This is a genomic window from Idiomarina sp. 017G (assembly GCF_004362265.1).
In the GTDB taxonomy this organism is placed as follows: Bacteria; Pseudomonadota; Gammaproteobacteria; order Enterobacterales; family Alteromonadaceae; genus Idiomarina; species Idiomarina loihiensis.
Map to the genome: position 1 here is coordinate 101920 of NZ_SNWT01000006.1, position 20863 is coordinate 122782.

General features: G+C 46.9%; 24 protein-coding genes and 1 other RNA gene. 17 read left to right on the plus strand and 8 right to left on the minus strand.

Annotated features, from left to right (window positions below; translation table 11 throughout):
* The first annotated feature begins 48 nt into the window (after positions 1-48).
* The 7 genes from DEU30_RS09255 to murA are packed head-to-tail and all read left to right on the plus strand — an operon-like array spanning position 49 to position 4645.
* On the plus strand, positions 49-849 hold the full coding sequence (locus DEU30_RS09255; RefSeq protein WP_034818661.1) for an ATP-binding cassette domain-containing protein: 801 nt from the start codon (positions 49-51) through the stop codon (positions 847-849).
* Positions 849-1625 (plus strand): lipid asymmetry maintenance ABC transporter permease subunit MlaE, encoded by a 777-nt coding sequence (gene mlaE, locus DEU30_RS09260; protein ID WP_034818750.1) that lies wholly within the window; start codon positions 849-851, stop codon positions 1623-1625. Before DEU30_RS09255 ends, mlaE begins: the two co-directional genes overlap by 1 nt.
* A 2-nt stretch (positions 1626-1627) precedes the next feature.
* Positions 1628-2095, plus strand: a complete 468-nt coding sequence (gene mlaD / locus DEU30_RS09265; RefSeq protein ID WP_114982059.1) for an outer membrane lipid asymmetry maintenance protein MlaD — start codon at positions 1628-1630, stop codon at positions 2093-2095.
* Between the two features lie 17 nt (positions 2096-2112).
* Entirely contained in the window at positions 2113-2784 is a 672-nt protein-coding gene (locus DEU30_RS09270) for an ABC transporter substrate-binding protein (RefSeq protein ID WP_114982060.1), read from the plus strand.
* Entirely contained in the window at positions 2784-3077 is a 294-nt protein-coding gene (locus DEU30_RS09275; protein WP_011233668.1) for an STAS domain-containing protein, read from the plus strand. The genes DEU30_RS09270 and DEU30_RS09275 overlap by 1 nt, the downstream gene beginning before the upstream one ends.
* Positions 3078-3114: 37 nt before the next feature.
* On the plus strand, positions 3115-3369 hold the full coding sequence (locus DEU30_RS09280; protein WP_011233669.1) for a BolA family protein: 255 nt from the start codon (positions 3115-3117) through the stop codon (positions 3367-3369).
* 16 nt (positions 3370-3385) lie between these two features.
* The gene (gene murA / locus DEU30_RS09285) at positions 3386-4645 is read left to right on the plus strand and encodes a UDP-N-acetylglucosamine 1-carboxyvinyltransferase (protein WP_011233670.1); all 1260 of its coding nucleotides are present in this window, start codon (positions 3386-3388) and stop codon (positions 4643-4645) included.
* Positions 4646-4651: 6 nt separating this feature from the next.
* Here the strand turns inward: murA and DEU30_RS09290 are convergent, their stop codons facing one another.
* From DEU30_RS09290 to DEU30_RS09300, 3 genes are all read right to left on the minus strand, one after another.
* Positions 4652-5701 (minus strand): trypsin-like peptidase domain-containing protein, encoded by a 1050-nt coding sequence (locus DEU30_RS09290; RefSeq protein ID WP_114982061.1) that lies wholly within the window; start codon positions 5699-5701, stop codon positions 4652-4654.
* Positions 5702-5764: 63 nt separating this feature from the next.
* On the minus strand, positions 5765-7120 hold the full coding sequence (locus tag DEU30_RS09295) for a DegQ family serine endoprotease (RefSeq protein WP_011233672.1): 1356 nt from the start codon (positions 7118-7120) through the stop codon (positions 5765-5767).
* A gap of 87 nt (positions 7121-7207) precedes the next feature.
* On the minus strand, positions 7208-7669 hold the full coding sequence (locus tag DEU30_RS09300; RefSeq protein WP_011233673.1) for a YhcB family protein: 462 nt from the start codon (positions 7667-7669) through the stop codon (positions 7208-7210).
* Between the two features lie 119 nt (positions 7670-7788).
* On the opposite strand from DEU30_RS09300, the gene zapE reads away from it, so the two are divergent.
* The 8 genes from zapE (at position 7789) to DEU30_RS09340 (ending at position 13879) form a co-directional block, all read left to right on the plus strand.
* Positions 7789-8883 carry a cell division protein ZapE gene (gene zapE, locus DEU30_RS09305; protein WP_114982080.1) on the plus strand — a complete coding sequence of 365 codons (1095 nt, stop codon included), beginning with the start codon at positions 7789-7791 and terminating at the stop codon, positions 8881-8883.
* Positions 8884-9080: 197 nt separating this feature from the next.
* Positions 9081-9509, plus strand: coding sequence for a 50S ribosomal protein L13 (rplM, locus tag DEU30_RS09310; protein WP_034818651.1), 429 nt, complete (start codon positions 9081-9083; stop codon positions 9507-9509).
* 17 nt (positions 9510-9526) lie between these two features.
* Entirely contained in the window at positions 9527-9919 is a 393-nt protein-coding gene (gene rpsI, locus DEU30_RS09315) for a 30S ribosomal protein S9 (RefSeq protein ID WP_011233676.1), read from the plus strand.
* Between the two features lie 225 nt (positions 9920-10144).
* Positions 10145-10735 (plus strand): ubiquinol-cytochrome c reductase iron-sulfur subunit, encoded by a 591-nt coding sequence (gene petA / locus DEU30_RS09320; RefSeq protein ID WP_011233677.1) that lies wholly within the window; start codon positions 10145-10147, stop codon positions 10733-10735.
* A complete protein-coding gene (locus DEU30_RS09325; protein WP_034818647.1) occupies positions 10735-12003 on the plus strand; it encodes a cytochrome bc complex cytochrome b subunit in 1269 nt (422 codons plus the stop codon). Before petA ends, DEU30_RS09325 begins: the two co-directional genes overlap by 1 nt.
* Positions 12000-12734, plus strand: coding sequence for a cytochrome c1 (locus tag DEU30_RS09330; RefSeq protein ID WP_011233679.1), 735 nt, complete (start codon positions 12000-12002; stop codon positions 12732-12734). The genes DEU30_RS09325 and DEU30_RS09330 overlap by 4 nt, the downstream gene beginning before the upstream one ends.
* 84 nt (positions 12735-12818) lie before the next feature.
* Entirely contained in the window at positions 12819-13442 is a 624-nt protein-coding gene (sspA, locus tag DEU30_RS09335) for a stringent starvation protein SspA (protein WP_011233680.1), read from the plus strand.
* Between the two features lie 26 nt (positions 13443-13468).
* A complete protein-coding gene (locus tag DEU30_RS09340) occupies positions 13469-13879 on the plus strand; it encodes a ClpXP protease specificity-enhancing factor (RefSeq protein WP_114982062.1) in 411 nt (136 codons plus the stop codon).
* Between the two features lie 12 nt (positions 13880-13891).
* On the opposite strand, the gene dolP is transcribed toward DEU30_RS09340, so the two are convergent.
* The 4 genes from dolP to DEU30_RS09360 are packed head-to-tail and all read right to left on the minus strand — an operon-like array spanning position 13892 to position 17229.
* Positions 13892-14467, minus strand: coding sequence for a division/outer membrane stress-associated lipid-binding lipoprotein (gene dolP / locus DEU30_RS09345; RefSeq protein ID WP_011233682.1), 576 nt, complete (start codon positions 14465-14467; stop codon positions 13892-13894).
* Positions 14468-14472: 5 nt separating this feature from the next.
* On the minus strand, positions 14473-15015 hold the full coding sequence (locus DEU30_RS09350) for an SIS domain-containing protein (RefSeq protein WP_011233683.1): 543 nt from the start codon (positions 15013-15015) through the stop codon (positions 14473-14475).
* Positions 15016-15017: 2 nt separating this feature from the next.
* Positions 15018-15368 (minus strand): YraN family protein, encoded by a 351-nt coding sequence (locus tag DEU30_RS09355; protein ID WP_011233684.1) that lies wholly within the window; start codon positions 15366-15368, stop codon positions 15018-15020.
* A complete protein-coding gene (locus tag DEU30_RS09360; RefSeq protein ID WP_114982063.1) occupies positions 15346-17229 on the minus strand; it encodes a penicillin-binding protein activator in 1884 nt (627 codons plus the stop codon). The genes DEU30_RS09355 and DEU30_RS09360 overlap by 23 nt, the downstream gene beginning before the upstream one ends.
* Positions 17230-17304: 75 nt before the next feature.
* Between DEU30_RS09360 and rsmI the strand changes: the two genes are divergently transcribed.
* Positions 17305-18159 (plus strand): 16S rRNA (cytidine(1402)-2'-O)-methyltransferase, encoded by an 855-nt coding sequence (gene rsmI / locus DEU30_RS09365; RefSeq protein WP_034818626.1) that lies wholly within the window; start codon positions 17305-17307, stop codon positions 18157-18159.
* A gap of 46 nt (positions 18160-18205) precedes the next feature.
* Positions 18206-18555, plus strand: an RNA gene (rnpB, locus tag DEU30_RS09370) — RNase P RNA component class A.
* A 12-nt stretch (positions 18556-18567) separates the two neighbouring features.
* Here rnpB and DEU30_RS09375 read toward each other — a convergent pair.
* Positions 18568-20706 carry an EAL domain-containing protein gene (locus tag DEU30_RS09375; RefSeq protein WP_114982064.1) on the minus strand — a complete coding sequence of 713 codons (2139 nt, stop codon included), beginning with the start codon at positions 20704-20706 and terminating at the stop codon, positions 18568-18570.
* Between the last annotated feature and the right edge of the window lie 157 nt (positions 20707-20863).

Genomic DNA, 20863 nt, shown 5'->3' on the forward strand with positions numbered 1-20863 from the left:
CGACAGTCGTTAAAATAAAGGCTGATAAACTCGTAACAGGAAACTGTCGTGACAAACTTGGTAGAACTTAAAGATCTGACTTTTGCGCATGGAAGCCATCGGGTCTATGACGGCCTGTCGTTAGATGTTCCGAAAGGCAAAATGGTTGCTGTCATGGGGCCTAGTGGCATTGGTAAAACGACGCTGTTGCGCCTTATCGGTGGACAGCTTAAGCCTGACAGCGGCAGTATCAAAGTAGCCGGAGAGGAAGTCCCTCAGTTAAAACGCGACGCTTTGTATCAATTACGCAAGCGCATGAGCATGCTGTTTCAAAGTGGTGCGTTGTTCACCGACATGTCGGTATACGAGAACGTCGCCTTTCCACTGCGCGAGCATACCGATTTACCCGAAGAAATTATTCGCAGCGTGGTTTTAATGAAGCTTGAGGCCGTGGGTCTGCGTGGTGCGCGTCACCTTATGCCGTCAGAACTGTCGGGTGGCATGGCTCGTAGAGCTGCTCTGGCAAGGGCTATAGCTCTGGATCCTGAATTGATTTTATACGATGAGCCGTTTGCGGGTCAGGATCCTATTTCTATGGCGGTCATTGTAAAGCTTATTAAATCTTTGAATGAGTCACTAGGTTTGACCTCTATTGTTGTATCGCACGACGTAAAAGAAGTGTTATCGATTGCGGATTATGCATATGTCATCGCCGACAAAAAAGTTGTTGGTCAGGGCACCCCGGATGAACTCCGCAATAACGATACCGCAATTATTCAACAGTTTTTGAATGGTGCGCCAGATGGTCCGGTAGCATTTCACTACTCAGATGACGATTTTACAACGGACTTATTAAGGGGCGAAGGATGATCCAGTTTATACAGTCTGTCGGTCGCCGAGTGCTGGATAGCCTGGCGGGTATCGGATACGCCTTAGCTATGCTGATGGGAGCTATTATCGGTAAGCCGCAACCCGCTAAGTCATGGCCGCTCTTTATCAAGCAAATGTACGTAGTGGGCGTATTGTCGATGCTCATCGTTATCGTCAGTGGCTTATTCATTGGTATGGTGCTTGGCTTACAGGGCTACACTATTTTAGTTGACTATGGTGCTGAGCAAAGTCTGGGACCTATGGTTGCGCTGTCGTTATTACGTGAGTTGGGGCCTGTCGTTACCGGTCTGTTATTTGCGGGGCGAGCCGGTTCTGCATTAACTGCTGAAATCGGTCTTATGAAAGCCACCGAGCAACTCTCCAGTCTGGAGATGATGGCGGTTGATCCTTTACGCCGTGTGATTGCTCCCAGGTTCTGGGCTGGTGTGGTTAGTATGCCGCTGCTGGCATTAATGTTCTCAGCCGTTGGAATTTACGGCGGTTACCTGGTTGGCTCGGGCTGGCTGGGTGTTGATGAAGGGGCTTTTTGGTCAGTCATGCAATCGGCAGTCGATTGGCAGGATGATCTTCTGAACGGCATTATTAAGTCTATTGTATTTGCCTTTGTTGTTACCTGGATAGCTTTGTATAAAGGTTATCGTTCGGTTCCAACCTCTGCGGGAATCAGTGCTGCGACAACGTCAACAGTTGTGACTGCGTCGTTGGCAATTCTAGGACTCGATTTTATTCTTACAGCTATCATGTTTGGTGGATAACCATGGAATCAAGAAAAACACAGTTATGGGTAGGCGTTTTTGTTGTCGTCGGTATTTTGGCTTTGTTCTTTATCGCATTAAGGGCAGCCAGCGGCACTATGATAACATCGGGAGATAGCTACACCCTGTACGCTAAGTTCGATAATGTTGGTAGTCTGAAAGTCCGCTCGCCGGTGAAAGTCGGTGGCGTCGTTGTAGGTCGTGTTACCGATATTTCATTGTCGGGCGACTACTATGAGCCACGGGTGGCAATGAGTATTAGCAAAGATTACGACAAGTTTTCTGAGACCAGCACATTATCGGTGCTGACTTCGGGCCTGTTGGGTGAGCAATATCTTGGGCTTGAACCCGGCTTTATCGATGACAGCGTAGGTACGTTAGAAGACGGCGATACCATTACTGATACTAAATCAGCATTGGTTTTAGAGAACCTGATAGGCCAATTCCTGTTCAGTCAGGGCAATGATTAAGTGGTAAGGAGAGCACCATGGCAGTAAAACAATGGATAATGGCAGTTGCGGCGACCTTAGTATTGGTTGCATCCGCGTCAGCCGATTTAATTCGTAACGATGATCCGCAAGAGTTATTGAAAGCAGTTGCTGAAAAAACCTTTGATCGCATTGCATCGGACAGAAACAAAATTGACGCAGATCCTAATTATCTAAAGGAAGTCGTTGAAGATGAGATGATGCCTTATGTTGACAATATGTATGCGTCGAAGAAAGTATTAGGCCGTTACTTGCGCGACACGACAAAAGAACAGCGTGAACGTTTTTACCAGGCTTTCTACGATTACTTAGTGGCGACGTATGCCCGTGCTTTTACTCAGTATGACGAGGACAAGCATAAGGTCACTTTTGAACCTAGTCAGGAAATTTCTGATGATGCACGTTCGGCCGTCGTGAAGGCGCGAATAAAAGAAGAAGGGCGTCCTGAAATTCGCCTGGATTTCCGTATCCGTTACGATTCTGATGAAGAAATTTGGAAGGCTTACGATTTAGTTGTTGAAGGCGTTAGCCTGCTGAACAGTAAGCAAAGTGAAATTTCTTCGGTTATCCGGGCTAATGGCATTGATAAAACAATCGAGCTGATTGAAAAGAAAGCTTCCGAGCCGATTAAGGCAGATGACGAAGTAGAAAGCCCGGCAGAGGGACTCTAATGTTAGCATCGGTGAAGGTTAGCGATGATAAGACACTGGTTTTTAGCGGTTCATTGACTCGTCACAGTGTTGCTAAACTGTGGTCACAGCGCAAAAGCTGGTCGGTGGGAAGCGAAACCCGGGTTGATTTAACCGATGTAGAGGTTATCGATACTGCCGGGGTGGCTTTTTTGCTTGAAATATTGAAATTGGTTGGCGATGGGAAAGGTCCGTTAACCTGTATCGGAGCATCTGAACAGCTGAAACAAATTGCCCGCGTTAGTGGCGTTGAGTCGCTGCTTTCGTTAAGCTAGGCGGTCTTATTAACTTTTAAGCCAACGGCAGATAACAATGAATACTGAAGAACTGAAAACTTTGCTGAACGATGCGCTTTCTCTGGAAGAGCTTCTGGTTAAAGCTGAAGGCGCGAATGTAGAAATTATTGCTGTCAGCGAAGACTTTAAAGATATGAGTCGGGTAAAGCGTCAGCAAGCCGTGTATGGTCCTCTAAACCCGTTGATTGCCGACGGTTCAATCCATGCCGTATCGATAAAAGCTTACACGCCGGAAGACTGGGCGCGTGATAAAAAATTAATGATGCCATAAGGTTGTTGGTTAGTTGATGGATAAATTTAAAATACGTGGAGGCCAACCTTTGTCAGGTTCGGTCACTATTTCAGGGGCAAAAAATGCCGCGCTGCCTATTTTAATGGCTTCGCTGTTGCCGTCTGAAAAAATAACCCTGTCTAATGTTCCCGACCTTCACGATGTCGACACAACTCTGGAGTTACTCGATTGCCTGGGCATTAGTCATAGCAACCTGAATAATAATAGCGTTTGCATTGACCCGACCACGCTTAATCACTTCAAAGCGCCTTATGATCTGGTTAAAACTATGCGTGCTTCTATTTTGGTTTTAGGCCCGTTATTAGCTAAAACCGGTAAAGCGGAAGTGTCTCTGCCGGGTGGTTGCGCTATAGGCGCACGGCCGGTAAACCTTCATATTGAAGGCCTGCGTAAAATGGGCGCGCATATTGACGTTGAAAATGGTTACATTAAAGCGTCAGTAGAGGGGCGTCTGCAGGGCGCAGAGATTTTGCTCGACACGGTCAGCGTGACCGGCACTGAAAACTTAATGATGGCAGCGGTACTGGCTGAGGGTGAAACGGTCATAGAAAATGCCGCTCGCGAACCCGAAGTCATTGATTTAGCAAACTTTCTTAACAGCCTGGGCGCGAATGTCCGCGACGCAGGCAGCGACACCATTCATATTACAGGTGTTAATAAGCTGCATGGTGGTGAATATAGTGTCATGCCCGACCGTATCGAAACGGGGACGTTTTTAGTCGCAGCTTTGGCAACTGGAGGTTCGGTGCGTTGCGAAAAAACTGACCCGGCAAGCCTTGATGCGGTGTTGAAAAAGCTGGAAGAAGCTGGCGCGACAATTGATAAAGGTGATAACTGGATAGCGATACAGAGCCATGGCCGGCCTAAAGCAGTCAATATTATTACGGCTCCTCATCCGGCTTTTCCAACCGATATGCAGGCTCAATTTTGTGCGCTAAATGCCATTGCAGAAGGTACCGCCGGTATTCGTGAAACGATATTTGAAAACCGCTTTATGCACATTCCTGAGTTACGACGCATGGGCGCAAATGTCGAGTCGGAAGGCAATACTGCACTATGTCACGGAGTTGATGAACTGACCGGCGCAGAGGTTATGTGTACCGACTTACGAGCTTCAGCCTCTCTTGTTATAGCGGGTCTGGTTGCGACCGGAGAAACTGTTGTCGAGCGCATCTATCATATTGACCGGGGCTATGAAGGGATTGAGAAAAAACTTCAGGGCTTAGGTGCTGATATTGAACGAGTAACGGCTTAGCAGCCGTTATCTGGGTAATTCGGCCACTGTTACGGTGGTCGTCATTCGTTTTTCATTACGATAAAATTCCACTTCTAATTTAGTGCCGGGCTCACTACCTGCAACCCGGTCAAGCCCTTCCGGCGCAGAGCGAACAGGGTCACCACCAATAGCCACCAGAAAATCGTTCGGTTGTAATCCTGCTTTTGCTGCCGGACTATCCCGTTCAACTCCGGTTATTAATATGCCTGACAATGATTGTTCTTCACTAAAGTTTGGATTAACGCTAATACCAATGTATCCGCGTACCACTTTCCCTTCCTGAATAAGGGTTTTCATTACTTTGCGTGCATTTTCATAGGGTACGGCAAAATAAATGCCTTCGCCGCCATCTCCAAAAGCCGAATTATAGCGGGCGTTATTGATGCCGATAAGTTCTCCGGCGGTATTAACCAAAGCTCCGCCTGAGGCACCCTGGTTGATCACTGCGTCCATTTGAATCAAATCGGAATAGGAATTGCTGACACCAACCCGACCGCCGCTGGCACTGACAATACCTTGCGTAATTGTCTGGCCAATATTGTATGGATTACCTATGGCGAGGACAATGTCACCAACCCGTACGCGGCGTGTTGACTGTACAGGAATTACCGGTAGGTTCTCTGCATCAATTTTCAGCACAGCTAAATCGGTATAACGGTCACTACCAATTAACTGAGCGGCATAGCGTCTGCCGTCCTGCAGCGCGACTTCAATTTTATCAACATTATCGACAACGTGATGGGCGGTCAGAATATATCCCTGAGAGTCCATAATAACGCCTGAACCTAAACGCCAGACACGTGATGATTGAGGTTGATAATAAGACCCCTGAATTTCCCCCATACTATAAATATTCACAACGGCGGGGGCGGCTTTTCGGACGGCCTGATTAAAGGAGGTAATTTCGTTGCCGTTTTGTCTTAATGATTCGGACTGTGCCCAGAAAGGTTTAGCGATAATAACAATAGCCGCAACAACTAGGCCTAAGCCAACTGACTGAAGTAAAAATCGTAAAGTTGAAGAAAGTTGTTGCATACCAGCTTCCGGTTAAATCAGGTGGTATCAGCATAGCACTGATACCACCTGCCTGTCACAATGTCAGTTTGCGTTACGCAACACAATAAAGAGTGAACTGTCGCCTCGTTTTATATTAAGGGCTATAACACCGCTCTTATCTTCAATTGCTGCCCGCAACTCCGATATTGAGCTCACTGCCTTTCTGTTAACGCCCTGAATAATATCGCCTTCCTCTAGGCCAATTCGCGCAGCAGGAGAACGTTCTTCAAGCTCTTCTACTTCAATTCCATTTCCATCCGTTGCAGCAAGAGTAGCGCCCTGTAAAGCCGGGTGAATTGACTCAGCTGTAACAGACATGTCCTGTGCACCAAGGGTGACGTTAATCGATTGCTCTTCACCGTCGCGAATCACCCCAAGCTTTAATGAGTTCCCTGAGCCTATAGAGCCGACCATTGCACCAAGCTCCGAAAATGAGCGGATTGTCTGCCCATCGACTGAGATAATGACATCGCCCGATTCAATACCAGCTTCATCTGCTGAACTACCCGGTACGACCTGTGAAACAAAAGCCCCCCGGTTGACCGGAATATTCAATGCCTGAGCAACGTCGTGAGTTAAATCGTTACCCCGGACTCCCAGTACACCGCGGCGAACTTCGCCAAATTCAATCAATTGTTGTACTAAGTTATTCATCATGTCCGATGGAATAGCGAAACCGATACCGATATTGCCACCGTTAGGGCCTAGTATCGCGGTGTTAATTCCAATGAGTTTGCCGTCTAAAGTGACCAGAGCACCGCCCGAATTACCGCTGTTAATAGCGGCATCGGTCTGGATGAAGTTTTCCAGTTCCTCAATGCCAAGACCTGCTCGACCTAGAGCGCTAACGATACCGGAGGTTACTGTCTGGCCAAGCCCGAAAGGGTTACCAATAGCGACCACGAAATCACCGACTCGCAGCTCGGATGACTTGCCAAGCTCTATGGCGGTGAGGTTTTCGCCGTTCTCTATTTTTAGCAAAGCCACGTCGCTGCGTTCATCAGTGCCTATAACTTTAGCATCAAACTCACGGCCATTTTTTAGGGTGACGAGAATTTCTGTAGCGTCGTCTACAACATGGTTATTGGTTACTACATAGCCTTTTTCAGCATCAATAATCACGCCGGAACCTAAGCCTCTAAACGGGCGCTCACGGACTTGTTCACGTGGCGAATCCGGGCCAAAAAAGAAACGAAGCGCTTCCGGCAGGCGTTGTCGTACTTCTCGCTTACCTTTTACTGAGATATTGACGACGGCGGGTGTTACCTCCTCAAGCATCGGCGCTAAGGTCGGCTGTTCGTCGTCATTGCCAAAAAAAGGAATGCCAGCATGGGCAGAAGGTATAGAGGTGAAGCTAACAACACAGATTAAACTGAATAATGCTAAGACTCTTTTCATGATTCGAGTGACTCCTTAATAAAGCACTAACAAACGGTCGCCAGTTAAGACCGCTTGTCAGCTATATGAGTTCACTCTAAAAATGTTTCAAGATGTTTTTGAGGACTCTTTTTCTTGATCTTGCTCGTAACTACTTGAAAAGAGCCCGCTGGAGCCCTCTGTGTAATCGCGGGGAATATCGTTGGCGCTATAGCTGTCACGGCCTGAACGGTGATCTTTATTTAATGAATTGGCCACTCGCAGTTGCTTAATTGTGTCTTCTGCGAAAAAAGGCAGGTCACTTTGTACATCGCTTTTCTCAAGCAGCTCAGCACTTTGGTTTAAGTAGCTTTGTAAACGTTGCTGGGTATCTGCCAGTTGTTCGACCATAGCGTTTGCGGTGGCGAAGTGTTCGGCAACTTCTCTTTGGTAGTCGGTTAAACGCTGCTGACTTTGCTGTACTTGCTCTTCGAGATCGCCTGACTGGCCTTTCGACTGGCTGTAACGAGCCGCAAAAAAGCCAATGATAGCACCAGCAACGACCAACAGAACCCCAATAATCCAACTCATAATTAACTCCTGAACAAGCTGTCGCAGCGGCGAATGATTGCTGCGCTTCACCTTCATGGTAACATATTAACTTATAGGATAATCCCAACTGAGGTGAAGTGGTAGTGTCCAAACAGCAAATGTCTCCACTAGAACGTTATCAGTATGATATAGAACACAATGATTTCTCGAAAGATGCTGCGCAGCTAAACGCTGTTAAACATTTGCAAAGACTGCATGATGAGCTTATTGAGTGGCATCAATATCAGACTCTGCCAGGCTGGCAAAAGTGGTTTAACAAAGAGCCGGGTCAGCCTCAGGGCATCTACTTTTGGGGTGGTGTCGGCCGTGGGAAAACCTATCTGGTTGATACCTTCTTTGAAAGTCTGCCAATTGAGCGTAAATGGCGAATCCACTTTCACCGATTCATGCACCGGGTTCATAATGAACTTAAACAACTGGATAAGCAGAGCGATCCGTTACGCATTGTAGCTGATAACATTGCCGCCGAAGCACGAATTGTCTGCTTTGACGAGTTTTTTGTGCAGGATATTACCGATGCCATGTTACTGGGTAGGCTGTTTGAGTACTTATTTGAGAAAGGGGTGGTGCTGGTAGCGACTTCAAACATCGTTCCTGACGAACTCTATAAAAACGGACTGCAACGCGCACGTTTCATTCCTGCTATTAAACTCATCAATCAGCACTGCGAAGTGGTTAATGTGGATAGCGGCATTGATTATCGTCTTCGAACGCTTACCCGGGCGGAAATTTTTCATTCGCCACTGGATGAAAAAGCCGATAAGAATTTATGGAAATACTTCAAAGAGCTAGCGCCTGAATGTAAAGAGCGGTACGAATCAGACTGTATTGAAATTGAAGGGCGGGATATTGACGTTCGGGCAGAGTGTGACGATGTGGTATTTTTTGATTTTACCTCTATTTGCAAGACAGCCCGTAGCCAAAATGACTACATGGAAATAGCCAGACTTTACCATGCGGTATTGATTAGTAATGTTGAGCAAATGGGCGCTGGGAAAGATGATACGGCTCGCCGCTTTATAGCGTTAGTTGATGAATTTTATGAGCGTCGGGTGAAACTGATTTTGTCAGCAGATGTGAGTATTGAAGCTCTCTATACGGAAGGCCAGTTAACTTTCGAGTTTCGCCGTTGTGTCAGCCGACTGCAGGAAATGCAAAGTCAGGAATATCTGGCAATGGCTCATAAAGCATAAATTTCAGAAAATGCGTGATCTTTAACCGCATTTTTCCTATAATCCGCGCAGCCCACGTTACAGTCCGTTGTGTTACATAACGTAATGCAGCGGTCGCAGCAGATAACTAAATGATTTCTATCATTTTTTTATTGTTGTGATTCGCGGGGAAGCCCGGAATTACTGTCCGTGAACTTTTAAAATGTAGGTTTTATACAATGAAAACATTTGTAGCCAAGCCAGAAACGGTAAAACGCGACTGGTACGTAGTAGACGCTGAAGGCAAAACTTTAGGTCGTTTAGCTACTGAAATCGCTCGTCGTTTACGCGGCAAGCATAAGCCTGAGTACACTCCTCACGTTGATACCGGCGACTATATCGTCGTCATTAACGCTGAGAAAATTACTGTTACCGGTAATAAAGCTCAGGGCAAGATGTACTACTCGCACACTGGATTTCCGGGTGGTATCAAATCAATCAGTTTTGAAAAACTGATTGCTAAGAAACCAGAGATGGTCATTCAGAAAGCGGTGAAAGGTATGTTACCCCGTGGTCCATTGGGTCGTGCCATGTTCCGTAAACTGAAAGTGTACGCAGGTACTGAGCATAACCATATTGCTCAACAACCTAAACAACTGGATATATAATACGGAGCAAGAACACTATGGCAGATAATCAATACTACGGTACTGGTCGTCGCAAAAACTCCACGGCTCGCGTATTTTTGCGTCCTGGTAGCGGCAACATCAAAATTAACAACCGTGAACTGAACGAATACTTCGGTCGTGAAACGGCTCAAATGGTTGTTCGTCAACCATTAGAATTAGTTGAAATGACTGAAAAGTTTGACATGTACATCACTGTAAGTGGTGGTGGTACTACCGGTCAGGCGGGTGCAATTCGTCACGGTATTACTCGTGCATTAATGCAATACGACGAAGCTTTACGTGGTCCATTACGTAAAGAAGGTTACGTTACCCGTGACGCTCGTCAAGTTGAACGTAAGAAAATCGGCTTGCATAAAGCACGTAAACGTCCACAGTTCTCAAAGCGTTAATTCGTCTTTGTTTTTTGTGGCAAAACCCAGCTTCGGCTGGGTTTTTTTATGTCAAAAATAAATGGAAATAGACCAATAAGGGCGGCTATTAAGCTTGTAAAAAGTGTGTCTTTTCATTATCATCTCAAAGCATTTTCTGTAATCCGCATCAGCGGACAAAGCAGCAGCTAATTCCCGACTTCGCGACAACGCATCGTGGAGCGTCCAAAACTGGAGAATAGATGGATGAGCAATGCGCCTGTAGATAAAGGCCGCCGTCGTTTTTTGACTGTCGCAACCTCAGTGGTAGGTGGTGCAGGAGCGGTAGCAGTAGCCGTTCCTTTCATAGCATCGTGGAACCCAAGTGCGAAAGCAAAAAACGCGGGAGCGCCCGTAGAAGTAAATATACGCAAAGCTGAGCCTGGCCAGCTAGTCCGTGTTAAATGGCGTGGCAAGCCTGTGTGGGTGGTTCGCCGTACACCGGACATGCTTGAAGAGTTGGGTGAAATAGAAGGTAGGCTTCGCGATCCGAATTCTCAAGAGCCGCAGCAGCCACCTTATGCGGCAAATCAATATCGCTCAATTAAAGAAGAATTCTTCGTTGCGGTTGGTATTTGTACCCACCTTGGTTGCTCTCCATCTTATCTTGCGAGCGGAATGGGGGAGCACGTTGAGGGCGTTGAGTCTGGCTTTTTCTGCCCATGCCACGGTTCTAAATTTGATGTCGCAGGGCGCGTATTCCAAGGTGTTCCTGCACCACTGAACCTGGTCGTGCCGCCACATTATTTTATCGACGATAACACCATTTTGGTGGGTGAAGATAAGGGGCAAGCATAATGTTTAAGCGATTTGTAGAGTGGATGGATGCCCGCATCCCCATGACCAAAACCTGGAACATCCACCTGGCGCAGTATCCAGCTCCAAAAAACTTTAACATGTGGTATGTTTTTGGCTTTTTGGCAACCATCGTATTAATTAACCAAATACTGACTGGTGTCTGGTTAACCATGAACTATGTGCCAAGCGCCGACGGTGCCTTTGCCTCGGTTGAATACATCATGCGTGATGTCGAATACGGCTGGTTGTTGCGTTATATGCACTCCACCGGTGCCTCTGCGTTCTTCGTTGTCGTTTATCTGCATATGTTCCGCGGTATGATGTACGGTTCTTACCAGAAGCCTCGTGAGCTTATTTGGCTGTTTGGTATGTTCATCTTCCTGGTACTGATGGCCGAAGCCTTTATGGGCTATTTACTGCCTTGGGGACAAATGTCTTACTGGGGCGCACAGGTTATTATTTCACTATTCGGTGCCATACCGGTTATTGGTGATGATTTAACCTTATGGATACGTGGTGATTACGTTATTTCCGGAGCGACGCTAAACCGCTTCTTCGCATTGCACGTTATTGCTTTGCCGCTAGTACTGGTTATTTTGGTGTTCCTGCACATTGTCGCTCTGCATGAGGTTGGTTCGAACAACCCTGACGGTATCGATACTAAGAAGCCGAAAGGCTCTGTGCCAGACGAAGAAAAGCCGAAGTTTAAGTTCCACGAGCGCTTTACTAACAAGAAAGACATTGTCGATTCTATTCCGTTTTTCCCTTACTACATTATTAAGGATTTGTTCGGGTTCGGCGTGTTCTTGTTCTTGTTCTGTTACGTTATTTTCTTCAACCCGGAAATGGGAGGCTTTTTCCTTGAGCCGCCTAACTTTGAGCCGGCGAACCCCTTGAAAACACCGGAACACATTGCTCCTGTATGGTATTTCACGCCGTTCTATGCAATTTTACGTGCGGTGCCTGACAAGCTGTTTGGTGTTATTTTGATGTTCGCTGCTATTGTCTTCCTGGCCCTGTTGCCTTGGCTAGACCGTGGGCGAGTACGTTCTATTCGCTATCGTAGCCTGTTGCATAAGCTAAACCTCGGCGTATTTGCCATCAGTTTCGTTGTGCTGGGTTATCTGGGAACGCAACCGGCAACTCCTGTTGCAACAATATTCGCACAGATATTTACGTTCCTGTACTTTGCATTCTTCGGGCTGCTTTGGTTCTACAGTAAGCGCGAGAAGACTAAACCGGTACCAGAAAGGGTGACGTCGAAATGAAAAAATTGTTAATCGCTCTTATAACTTTGGTTCCGTCGCTTGTATTTGCGGCGGGCCCTGAAGTTCCCTTGGACAAGGCCGAAGTCGACTTACACGATAAAGCCTCACTGCAGCGCGGCGCGCAGTTATACATGAACTACTGTCTGGGTTGCCACCAACTGCAGTACCATCGTTATAACCGTACTTTTGAGGATCTTGGTATTCCGCAAGAGTTAGGCGAAAAGAACTTGCAGTTTACCGGCGACAAAGCCGGTGACAGAATTACCAATAATATGAATCCTGAATCAGCAGCGAACTGGTTTGGTACCGCGGTACCCGATCTAACGAACGTAGCCCGTGTACGCGGAGCCGACTGGATTTATACTTATTTACGTTCATTCTATAAAGATGACAGCCGTCCTTTCGGCGTCAATAATGCGGTGTTCCCAAATGTCGGAATGCCCCATGTATTGCAAGAACTTCAAGGGCTTCCGGAGAAGACTTATGAAGAACGCCTAATAGACGGTGAAATGGAAGACGTGTACGTCGGTATTGAAACCGATGGCGGCGGGCGCTTATCTGAAAGTGAATATGATCAAGCCATGTTGGATTTAACCGCTTTTCTGGTTTATACCGGAGAACCTATGTTATTAGAACAACGTCGCATTGGTTGGTTTGTTTTTGGTTTCCTGCTGGTATTCACCATTTTGGCATGGTTACTGAAAAAAGAGTTTTGGAAAGACCTGAAATAATCGGGGCTTATCAGTCTGTTAGACAACGGCTTAAGAAAGGGTGGCTTGCCACCCTTTTGCCGTTGATATTATCTGGAGAAAGGAATGGCTGTTGCAGCAAATAAACGCTCAGTAATGACGTTATATTCAGGAAAGGATGACTTAAAGAGTCATCAGGTACGTCTGGTGTTAGCTGAGAAAGGTGTTGGGGTCGAAATTACCTATGTGACCGACGAAAGTACGCCGGAGGATTTGTTACAGCTTAATCCGTACCCAGAGGCTAAACCCACTCTGGTTGACCGTGAGCTTGTGCTTTATAACGCTCAAATCATTATGGAATACTTGGACGAGCGTTTCCCGCATCCTCCTTTAATGCCTGTTTACCCGGTTGCCCGTGGTACCAGTCGTTTAATGATGTACCGAATTGAGCGCGACTGGTATAGCCTGGCTGAAAAGATCCAAAAGAACGATGCTCAGGCAAGGCAGGAACTGAAAGAAGGTATTCTTTCCCTGGCTCCTATTTTTGCCGATACACCGTATTTTATGAGCGAAGAATTTAGTCTGGTTGATTGTTATTTGGCTCCTCTGCTTTGGCGTTTGCCAGCTTACGGTATCGATTTAGAAGGTCAGGGCGCAAAAGAAATAAAGCAATATATGGTACGCCTGTTTGAACGCAAAACGTTCCAGGATTCTTTAACAGAAGAAGAGAAAGAACTGGCGCGTAATTAATTTCATCGACGTCGAGGAGTTTTACTATGACGCCGAAAAGACCTTATCTGCTGCGTGCATTGTACGAGTGGATAGTTGATAACGACCTGACTCCACACTTGGTGGTTGATGCGACTATTGTGGGAACCGTTGTGCCCCAGAACTTTGTTAGTGAAGGACAAATTGTACTAAACATTTCGCCAACAGCGGTTCAGGGGCTGCAACTGGCTGACCATGAAGTTCGCTTTAACGCGCGCTTTGGTGGACAGCCAATGCAGGTGATTGTGCCCATGACGGCGGCTTTAGCAATTTATGCCCGTGAGAACGGTGCCGGAGCAATGTTTGAGGCGGAGCCCGAACTGGACAAAATGCCTGAGCTTGATGAAGAAGATAAGGGTAGTGACGATGCTGAGCAAAAATCAGCAAAGAAAAAGCCCAACCTAAAAGTAGTTAAGTAACAATACAAAGCACTAACGCTTAATAGTTAGTGCTTTAATTACCCGCTCTACGCCATCTACGTTTCTGGCAACCTCTACTGCGGTATCTGCTTCAATCTGGCTTACATGGCCTAGTAAAAATACCTCAGCGTTCTCTGTCACTACTTTGATATTAGTTGCATCTATAGATTTATTATTAGCAAACTTGAGCTTAATTTTGCTGGTTATCCAGCTATCTCCGGCGCGCACGGCTGCCGATGCTTTAGAGCCAATACGCAGTTGATTGAAAATTTTATTAATACCGTTAGTGTCTTTGATGGTCTCTTCAGCTCTTCTTTTCAGAGCTTCGCTTGGAACCTGGCCAACCAAAAGAACATTAGTATCGTAACTGATAGCGACCACGCGGGCATCTTCAAGTTGTTCATCATTTCCCAGTTTAGCGTTAGCTTTCAATTCGATAGTCTGATCATCCACTTGTGTTCCAATTGTCCGCGGATCAGTAGCTGAAGATATTCCTACTGCGGCTGCTCCGACAGCAACTGCGGCGCAGCCCTGTAAACTTAATAAACTGATAAAAATGACGGGTAAAAAGGTTCTAGATAAAGTCATACGCTTCAGTGCTCCTGCGGAAAGATCGTGTTTTCAATTTGTTCACACAAGCCGTGGACAATAAACAGCTGAGTTTCTAGTATACGAGCCGGATTTAAACTGGGTGCCCTTAATTCGATATCGTTAGCACCTAGTAAACCGGAAACAGAATCGTTGCCCTCGCCGGTTAAAGCAATAATAAGCATATCGCGGCTAATAGCTGTTTCCATAACCGATGCTAACTCTTCATTCTCTTGGTTGTCTGCTATGACCAGTAGAATATCACCGGCTTGACCCAGTGCCGCAAGCTGTTTTTGCTTGCCAAGGGCCAATGCTAGTACTGGAAAGGGAGGACGCTCTAATTTCATGCCTTCGGTCATGAGGTTTGCAAAGTGCTGAGCAACGATTCCTGTCGTGCGGTCGCCGCAGCAAAAGACACGCTGACCATTCAACAAATTAGCCACTAACAGTTCCACCGTTGTGGCCATCTCGTCGGTCAGGCTTTCCACCGCTGAAATTTGTGTCTGTATGCTTTCTGTAAAAAGCGCCTTAATCAATTCGTCATTCATAGTCAGAATGCGTCCTTAAACCATTCAATTTTTGTTGGCTGACCTACTATTGCAATTACGTCGAAACGTATAGCTGCAGTATGTTCATCGATATTATTACTGAGTAAATAGTGGCGAGCGGTGTACCGGATTCGGCGACATTGCTGCGGCTGAATCTGTTCAATAACAGCCGCAAAACTCTCATCGTCCCGGAATTTCACCTCGCAAAACACCCAGTAATGACCGTCTCGGGCTATGATATCAACTTCACCACCGTCAATACGGTAATTTTTGCAAATAATTGTAAGGTTGTTTTTCTTCAGAAACTCGGCTGAGAGTAATTCAGCGCGCTTACCGGTAACGACTTCCTGCATTGTCTGCTTCCTTAGCTAAGGTGATTTCTCCTTTACTAAAGGTAGCCCAAATAAGCTTCCGTTGAACAACTGAGTTATCAATGTGCAGTTCACCACTTAAACCCGACCAGACCAATCCAGGCATGCGATTCATCATTTCAAGTCGTTGAATCAAGGATACGCTGTCGTATCCCATGGCGGTTAAGCGCGCTAGCGACAGACCCCACCCATTTCGCAACTCAAGCCATTGACTTAAAAGTATGTTTTTACCTGAGCTCTCTATTAACCAGGGAACGTCTGAAAAAATAATGCCATTAAGATCTGAATCACCTAAACGATTTCTGAGTTCATGGGTAGCCGAGCTGGCATAAACAGGAATAGGTTCTGCAAATGGCGAAACGCTGACATCAATAAAGGGTTTTAACAGACGCGTCTGTTGTAGATTGCCCGGCAGGTAAATCGCACTAATGTCTCTTCGGCTGCGTTCCTGCTCATCAACAATAATTTTCCCTGCGGCAATTTTAACTGCGCGAATACGCTGCTGACTGTCAGTTAACCCCAGCGAACGCTCGACCGTAGTCTTCATATCTTCGCGTTCAGAAAAATAGGAGATAGTGGGCTGTTCAGCCTGCTCATTTTCCCAACTGGAGGTGAAGGCATCAACCATTCTGCGGCCGCTGGAGCCATCTGCAGTAATGACCAGTGCACTTTTTGAACTGGGAAATTGCTGGTTAATTTTCTGCGCGGCTTGCTGAGCTTCGCTCTCAGGGCTTAGTGCGAAAAAGACATTGGTTAATGAGTTTTGTGCTGCTTCATCGTCAATCTGATTAAGATAAACCTGAGGAATACCCGTAATAGGTTGTGCTGACCACGCGGCTACCTTGTCTTTTAATAGTGGGCCAATAATTCCTACGGGGCTCAGTTCCGATATTTGTTTTTGCTGAGACTCAATGTCGCTCGCTTCGCTGTCTATAAAGACAACTCTTAGGTTTTTCATTTCGCCGGTGCGGGCGATAACACCGTCACGCACAGCCTGGCCTTGTTGCTTGTAGCGGCCGGATAATGGTAATAACACCGCGAGGGTAGGTTCTGGGGGCGCCTGCTCGGCTTCCAGTTCACTTTCTGACGGCTTTAACGGCGGCTCGAGCCAGATGTCGACCAGAGTAGCAGCGTCGTGGTTTGGGAAGCTTTGTTGCCACTGACTTAAGTATGATGTCAGACTATCAGGGTGAGTCATTGCCTGATGATGATAATCGACCAATCGCCACCAACCCGCCAGGGCTAGGTCGTTAGGCCGCTGCTGCGGAAGCTCTGACTGTTTAATCCGGCGCGCAATGGACCAGACTGTATCGGTATTCCGCTGTTCTGCAAAGCGCTGGGCATCAACTTGCCAGACCAGCGACTGCCAGTAGTCTTGTTGCTGATAAGCGGCCTGTGAAAGCAACTGCAAACTCAGAACACGAAACTCTCGTTGATTAAACTGAGTGGCAACATCTTCAAGCTCTTCTATTACCTTTGCCCAGACTTTCTGCTCTGCGGCCCAGCGGGCTTTTGCCAGGCGGTAATATTTCTGACTATGATGAGTAACTTTTTTCGGAGCTAATTGCGAAAGAATAGCGGCCGCCTGTTGCCATTGTTGCTCATTTTGAAAAGCATTAGCGGCTCTTATTAAAGCAGAGTGTTGCTCAACTTCATTTGCTGTTGCGTCGGCCTCCTGTAACCAGTCCCCGGCTGACTTTTCTTCTGTTAAGCTTAATTCCTGATCAGCGACATCGACAGCCTCTGCCGGGTCCTTCGTCGAACGGTCAGGGGCCGAGGTACACTGGGTTAATACCAGTAATGCCATTAGAGCTAAAAGTACAAATGAATGAGTTCTAAACACTGTAAGGTTCCGCTTTGGTGCCTGTTCGGTGATACTATAAACGGCATTGACGTTGGAAACAAACAGAGACTGATTATGGCAGAGCAGGGCATTCTTTATATTGTACCGACACCTATCGGCAATTTAGGCGATATAACGGAAAGAGCAGTTAAGACATTGGCGGAAGTTGCAGCCATTGCTGCGGAAGATACAAGACACACGCGCAAACTCATGCAGCATTATGGCATACAGAATGACGTATTCGCCCTGCACGAACATAATGAGACACAGCGTGTGGACGCGGTTATCGAGCGTTTGCTGCAAGGTGAGTCGCTGGCGTTAGTCAGTGATGCAGGTACGCCACTCATCAATGATCCTGGTTATGTTTTGGTGCATCGTTGCAGGGAACGCGGGCTGAAGGTTATTGCGTTACCCGGTGCCTGCGCTGTTACGGTTGCTCTGTCTGCAGCCGGGTTACCAACAGACCGGTTTGCTTTTGAAGGCTTTTTGCCATCAAAGCCCCAGCAACGTCGTGCAAAGCTGGAGGCTCTGAAGACCGAAACCCGGACTGTTGTTGTGTATGAAAGCCCTCACCGAATTTTACATACGCTGACTGATATGAACGTGGTTTTAGGCAGTGGCCGGCAGATAGTGCTTGCGCGCGAGTTGACTAAGCAGTTTGAGACATACTTAAATGGCACTGCGGCTGAATTGTTGCAGGCTTTAACCGACGATACAAACCAACAGCGCGGTGAAATGGTTTTGCTAATAGCACCTGCACAGACGGAAACGGATGTTCGTGACGGTCCGGGAGAAGCGGCTAAGCGCACGTTACTGCTGCTACTAGAAGAGTTGCCGTTAAAAAAGGCGGCAGCTATGACCGCAAAAATTCACGATGAACGGAAAAATGAACTCTACCAGTGGGCGCTTGAGAATAAAAATAATGAGTGAAACAAAGATTGAGTTAATGCCTGCTGCAGCGTAGAATCCCCCGCGGAGAGCTGGCCAGACAATCGCCGCCTGTTTACAGGGGGAGGAAAGTCCGGGCTCCATAGGGCAGGGTGCCAGGTAACGCCTGGGCGGTGTAAGCCGACGACTAGTGCAGCAGAGAGTAAACCGCCGATGGCTGCTTGCAGCACAGGTAAGGGTGAAAGGGTGCGGTAAGAGCGCACCGCGCAACTGGTAACAGTTTGTGGCACGGTAAACTCCACCCGGAGCAAGGTCAAATAGGGGTTCTTTGGCGCGGCCCGCGTTGAACCCGGGTAGACTGCTTGAGGGTCAGGGCAACCTGATCACTAGATGAATGATTGTCCACGACAGAACCCGGCTTATCGGCCGGCTCTCCACCTTTTTAGGGTTTTAAAACTGCCAGTCTTTTAGAAACTTCAATAATTCATTAAGCGGCAATGGCTCACTAATAAAATAGCCCTGTGCAAAATCGCATCTCTGTCGCTGCAGTAATTCCCACTGTTGCCGGGTTTCAACGCCCTCGGCAATAACGTTAATATCCAAAGCTCTGGCTACCTGTAACAACGCATCCAGCAGTGCTACCTGCACCTTATTTTGAGGTGCCTGACTTAAAAAACTACGATCTATTTTTATATAATCGACAGGATACCGTTGCAGGTAATTAATACTGGAATAGCCGGTACCGAAATCGTCGATTGCTAACTGCACTCCCTGAGACCGCAAATAATGTAAAATTTGTAATTGCCGCTGTTTATTGCTCATTAACAGTGACTCGGTAATTTCAAAGGTTATGCTGGTATTAGGTATTCCATGCTGACTGATGCAGGACAGCCATCGTTTGGCCGACTCCATATCATTAAGTTCACGTTCGGAGCGATTAATTGAGACCTCAATGGGGTAACCAGACTTGTGTACGACAGCCCAGTCAACGCAAGCTTGCTCCAGAACAAACTGCCCTAGTTCATGAATAAGCCCGGTACGTTCAGCAACCGGAATGAATTCAGCCGGCGAAATCATGTTTCCGTCTTCATCCTGCCAGCGCAAGAGCGCTTCGCATTTACTGATTTTACCGGTGCTGAAGTCGATGATGGGTTGATAAACCAAAGAAAACTCATGCCGCTTAAGGCCTTCACGCATACGTTTATGAATGGCGTTTTGGCGTTCAGTTTGCTCTCTTAATTCGTCGTTAAAAAAGTAATGAGTGCGTCGCCCAGCCGTTTTTGCTGCGTACATGGCAAGATCGGCATTTTTTAATAGTTCAGAGGCTTTGATGCCGTCGTCAGGGTAAAGCGCAATACCTATGCTGCAGGTGGTTTGAATTTGGTTCTGGCGTAAGTTGAAAGGTTCACTTAACTGTCGGTTAATTTGGCTGGCAAGGTCATTAATGATTTGATGCGACGTAAAACGGTTAATAACGACAACAAATTCATCACCACCAATACGGGCAATGAAGTCGGAACCCCTTAGTTGGTTTCGTAAACGGTCAGAAACTGAAACTAACAGTTCGTCGCCAGCATCGTGACCAAGGTTATCGTTAACTTCTTTAAAGTGGTCAAGGTCGATGAATAGAATGGCAAAGTGTTGTTCCCTGCCTTTCTGGGTAAGTTGATCAAGGTAGTCGACAAAAGCCCGACGATTCGGTAAATCAGTAATCGAATCAAAATGCGCCTGGTGGTCAATAGTAACAAGCGCCGAGCGCAGTCGGCTTTGCGCCGTCACCAAATTGTACATAAAGGCGGTCATTAAAAAGGACAACAGCAGTCCGGCCACAATAATGATCCAATAAATGCTGCCGCGATGGGCCCAAACTGCATTTTTTGGAGCCAGAGCCAGTATCCACTTGCCGGTTGAAACCGCCACTTCAATGGCGACGTAATCTTGCTGCCAGAGCGACGCATCGCCGAAGTCAAACAGGTGGTCGCCATTGCCGTTTTCTTTCTTTAACGCGAAAAGGTAGTCGTCGACGGAGTCCAGGCCGCTGCTGGCAATTAAGTCTCCTATATCAATGACCACGGCAATCATGCCCCACAGCTTATTGTCATTGATAAAAACCGGAGCTCTGGCAATTAACGCCCAGCCTCCTTGTATTAAGTTGACCGGGCCATCGATAACAATTTGCTTTTTCTGAATGGCTTCCTGAACGCTTTCGAACTGCGCCGGTGAGGTGCGGTAATCAAAACCCAGTGCGGCTTTATTAGGAGCCAACGGGTATACAAACTCAATTATCAAATTAGGTGCTAACGCTACGTGACGTACCGGAACATCGCCATCAATAAGCTCCTGCATTAGCTGCCGGTAACGCTCAGGAGAAATGTCGGGTGAGAGCTTAATTTCGGCCTGTAGCGCACGAGCCGTGACTAACGAGGAATTGATTTGGCCTTCCAGCGCGGCGCGGAGCTTACCTAAGCGCTCAGTAGCTACTCGTTTGCGTGACTCTACTACCTGCGAGTGCTGATTCTCAGCAAACCAGATAACGCCCGTTACCAAGATGCAGAAGCTGACAAAAATAACGAATAAGTAGCGTTTCATTAATTACCGTTGCTCACCAAAACTGAAATGAGTATCGCACAAAAATTATACGAGCTCTAACGGAAAAATAATTTTACGCGTTGCATCAACCGCTTAATGTAAATTTACCGTCAAGGCCTGACAAATAGAGAGGTTTTTTCTTGACAGTGGGAAAGAG

Excerpts from the sequence above, each read along its gene's own strand:
- mlaD (WP_114982059.1), top strand. The coding sequence starts at position 1,628 with ATGGAATCAAGAAAAACACAGTTATGGGTAGGCGTTTTTGTTGTCGTC.
- DEU30_RS09270 (WP_114982060.1), top strand. The coding sequence starts at position 2,113 with ATGGCAGTAAAACAATGGATAATGGCAGTTGCGGCGACCTTAGTATTG.
- DEU30_RS09275 (WP_011233668.1), top strand. The coding sequence starts at position 2,784 with ATGTTAGCATCGGTGAAGGTTAGCGATGATAAGACACTGGTTTTTAGC.
- DEU30_RS09280 (WP_011233669.1), top strand. The coding sequence starts at position 3,115 with ATGAATACTGAAGAACTGAAAACTTTGCTGAACGATGCGCTTTCTCTG.
- murA (WP_011233670.1), top strand. The coding sequence starts at position 3,386 with ATGGATAAATTTAAAATACGTGGAGGCCAACCTTTGTCAGGTTCGGTC.
- DEU30_RS09290 (WP_114982061.1), bottom strand. The coding sequence starts at position 5,701 with ATGCAACAACTTTCTTCAACTTTACGATTTTTACTTCAGTCAGTTGGC.
- DEU30_RS09295 (WP_011233672.1), bottom strand. The coding sequence starts at position 7,120 with ATGAAAAGAGTCTTAGCATTATTCAGTTTAATCTGTGTTGTTAGCTTC.
- DEU30_RS09300 (WP_011233673.1), bottom strand. The coding sequence starts at position 7,669 with ATGAGTTGGATTATTGGGGTTCTGTTGGTCGTTGCTGGTGCTATCATT.
- zapE (WP_114982080.1), top strand. The coding sequence starts at position 7,789 with ATGTCTCCACTAGAACGTTATCAGTATGATATAGAACACAATGATTTC.
- rplM (WP_034818651.1), top strand. The coding sequence starts at position 9,081 with ATGAAAACATTTGTAGCCAAGCCAGAAACGGTAAAACGCGACTGGTAC.
- rpsI (WP_011233676.1), top strand. The coding sequence starts at position 9,527 with ATGGCAGATAATCAATACTACGGTACTGGTCGTCGCAAAAACTCCACG.
- petA (WP_011233677.1), top strand. The coding sequence starts at position 10,145 with ATGAGCAATGCGCCTGTAGATAAAGGCCGCCGTCGTTTTTTGACTGTC.
- DEU30_RS09325 (WP_034818647.1), top strand. The coding sequence starts at position 10,735 with ATGTTTAAGCGATTTGTAGAGTGGATGGATGCCCGCATCCCCATGACC.
- DEU30_RS09330 (WP_011233679.1), top strand. The coding sequence starts at position 12,000 with ATGAAAAAATTGTTAATCGCTCTTATAACTTTGGTTCCGTCGCTTGTA.
- sspA (WP_011233680.1), top strand. The coding sequence starts at position 12,819 with ATGGCTGTTGCAGCAAATAAACGCTCAGTAATGACGTTATATTCAGGA.
- DEU30_RS09340 (WP_114982062.1), top strand. The coding sequence starts at position 13,469 with ATGACGCCGAAAAGACCTTATCTGCTGCGTGCATTGTACGAGTGGATA.
- dolP (WP_011233682.1), bottom strand. The coding sequence starts at position 14,467 with ATGACTTTATCTAGAACCTTTTTACCCGTCATTTTTATCAGTTTATTA.
- DEU30_RS09350 (WP_011233683.1), bottom strand. The coding sequence starts at position 15,015 with ATGAATGACGAATTGATTAAGGCGCTTTTTACAGAAAGCATACAGACA.
- DEU30_RS09355 (WP_011233684.1), bottom strand. The coding sequence starts at position 15,368 with ATGCAGGAAGTCGTTACCGGTAAGCGCGCTGAATTACTCTCAGCCGAG.
- rsmI (WP_034818626.1), top strand. The coding sequence starts at position 17,305 with ATGGCAGAGCAGGGCATTCTTTATATTGTACCGACACCTATCGGCAAT.
- DEU30_RS09375 (WP_114982064.1), bottom strand. The coding sequence starts at position 20,706 with ATGAAACGCTACTTATTCGTTATTTTTGTCAGCTTCTGCATCTTGGTA.